The sequence below is a fragment of the Paraclostridium dentum genome (genome assembly GCF_012922555.1).
Taxonomy (GTDB): domain Bacteria; phylum Bacillota; class Clostridia; order Peptostreptococcales; family Peptostreptococcaceae; genus Paraclostridium; species Paraclostridium dentum.
In genome coordinates this window covers 1-1,820 of record NZ_WIPK01000042.1, presented here as the reverse complement: position 1 = coordinate 1,820, position 1,820 = coordinate 1, and the positions used below count along the sequence as shown (strand labels likewise).

The following is a 1,820-nucleotide window of genomic DNA, read 5'->3' as shown; positions in this document are numbered from 1 at the left end:
GGTAACTTTTTTTTGTTTTTTTTTATTAATGCTGCACAGACATTTTTTCTGCATGTACAGGAGAGCATCATAATATACAGTTATGTACAGTACAAGCCTATGATCTACACCTGCACAGCGGCTTTGCCAGAAACATGACTACCTAACCCATTGTTATTGCTTCTGCTGTAACAATATCCCTGTTAAGGCTGTGACAGATTGCACATCTATCAGAATTTATTTTTTTTAAATTGAGAACTGAATAGGTAAAGCTAAAGCGTCTCAAGCAGCACAGCACAGAGATGCAGGAAAAGTAGCTGGAGGTCACGTCCTTTGATGTTAATTCTATTCAGCAGGCATAAACGTGTCCAGGATGGGTTTTGCGTTGTTGATGGCAGTGTCCAGGTAAGTGCCGATGTAGGGACGCAGGAATTCGCTGTACGCGCCAAGAGCTTTCAGACGTGCCTTTTCAATACCAGGCTGCATCTCCACAAACACAGCGTGGACCAACTTAGAAAAGGTTTGCAGTCTCTCGTTGCCTTTTGAAGCGTCTGAAATCTCCTTAAGCTTCGACCCTGTGATCGTGCCCTCGAGCAGTTTCTCAAAGAATGTATGGAGAAACTCATAGGCATTAGTTACCCTTTTGAGGAATGTGGTCCTATAACCATCATACTTTTCCACAAGCTCCTGAGGGGGGTCTGGCACCTCGCACAGGCACAGCGACACCTGGAGTGCAAGAATGAGAGCTAAGGCCAACTTCATCCTGTGGCAGTACGGATCCTGACGAGATGAAACTCAAAGAGCAGCAAGAGTCAAGCTGACGCACCACCAACCCCTTATGAGCATTACAGGTCTTTAGGTGTGACCTTCCTCCAACAGGCTAAGGAGGCAGCAGAAAGAACTATCAACCATCTTGATGATGATGAGTTCAAGGATTTAAAGCCTAGACTTCGTACTTGCCTGCACAACCTCGAGAACTATATCACGTCTACTGCAGAATCCCTTGCTCCAATTCGTACAGGAGTCGGACCCCAGATCGCTGAATTCATATTTGGTGCTCGTGACAAGATGAAGCACGATATGGAAGAGTTGCGCAAGGAGCTGGAGCCTAAATGGGAAGAGCTGCGCCAGGTTGTGAGGAAGCACCTCGATGAGTACCGTACCCTGTTGGATCCTGCACTTCAGGAATACTCTGCAAAGCACAAGCAGGTGGTGGAGGAGTTCAAAGCCAAGTTTGAGCCTGTAGTCAAGGAGCTGCATGAGAAGTTCAAGGTCAATGTGGAAGAGACCAAGTCCAAGCTGACTCCCATTGTGGAAATCATTCGCAACCACCTTACAAAGATCCTTGAAGAGTGGAAGGCCACATACGGACCCCTTGTCGAGGAGTACAGGGAGAAGATTGATGAAGTCACAACTGATCTGCGCAAGAAGTATGAATCTGGTAAACTGCAAGAGAATATCAAAACTATGTTTGAGGAGCTCAGGCCCCAGATTATGGGTATCTACCATACCATTGAGAAGGCGTTCAAGGCATAAACACTTTCAACTCCCTTGTTCCTTGTTCTGCCCACAGTGCAGTTTTAAAGGCACCTTAATTGCCCTACATCCTGTTATCATCAGTTGTCTCAGGGTCTCTTCATGACTTCTGTACTTCCATTCACCACATGGGCTGATGCAAAAATTGGATTTTTTATTTTATTTTCTGACTTCCAGAATGCCATTTCTTTTAATCTTATTTAGCAAGCACATGCTAATGTAAACATTTCATGTAACATTCTCATGCTTTTTCTGTGCTAAACAAATGGCTCAATAAAATACAAACTGCTCCATGTTAAAAAAAA

At 44.5% G+C, this 1,820-nt stretch carries 2 protein-coding genes; one reads left to right on the top strand and one right to left on the bottom strand.

The window, feature by feature from the left end; genetic code table 11:
- Positions 1-324 precede the first annotated feature (324 nt).
- Positions 325-741, bottom strand: coding sequence for a hypothetical protein (locus GFJ41_RS20850; RefSeq protein WP_170075965.1), 417 nt, complete (start codon positions 739-741; stop codon positions 325-327).
- A gap of 99 nt (positions 742-840) precedes the next feature.
- On the opposite strand from GFJ41_RS20850, the gene GFJ41_RS20845 reads away from it, so the two are divergent.
- Complete coding sequence (locus GFJ41_RS20845) at positions 841-1,515, top strand: apolipoprotein A-IV repeat region-like domain-containing protein (protein ID WP_170075964.1); 675 nt, start codon at positions 841-843, stop codon at positions 1,513-1,515.
- The last annotated feature ends 305 nt before the right edge of the window (positions 1,516-1,820 follow it).